The sequence below is a fragment of the Myroides sp. LoEW2-1 genome, from assembly GCF_009767705.1.
GTDB lineage: Bacteria > Bacteroidota > Bacteroidia > Flavobacteriales > Flavobacteriaceae > Flavobacterium > Flavobacterium album_A.
On record NZ_WSPP01000292.1, the window covers coordinates 1 to 530 of the forward strand.

General features: G+C 33.4%; 1 pseudogene. It reads left to right on the forward strand.

What is annotated here, in order from left to right:
- Nucleotides 1–194: 194 nt before the first annotated feature.
- Nucleotides 195–530, forward strand: a pseudogene (locus tag GOQ24_RS14760) (IS66 family transposase); the annotation flags it as partial.

A 530-nucleotide genomic window follows, 5' to 3' on the forward strand; every position in this document is an offset into this window, starting at 1 on the left:
GTTATATCACAAGCGATTAGAACAAGGTACTTTTGCTTTTCCTATTCATAATCGGACTCAAATCAGTTGGAGTGATTTGGTACTTATGATTGAAGGAATACAGGTGATAAAAAGTAGTCAAAAAAGGCGGTTTTCCATGAGATAAAACAGCCTTAATCCTTGTATAAACAAGGCTTTTGTTGTATATTTACTTCATGGAAATAGACTTAGAAAACTTATCGAAACAAGAACTTTTGACACTTTTAACCAAAGCCGAAAAGACTATTTCCAAGCAAGATAAAGCTATTGTTAAACAAGAGAAACACACTTGCTTAAAAGCTTCTAAATTAGAGGCTAAAAATCTTTTATTAAAAGAACAGATTACTAAATTAGAACAAGAAAAGCAGGAACTGGAATATCGAGTAAAACAACTTCAGCGCATGAAGTTTGGTCAAAGCCGAGAACGTTTTGAGGATCCCAATCAAACTCAATTACCTTTAGATGTTGAACAAGCAGTCTTAGAGGAACAAGAAGAAGTAATCAAACAAGAG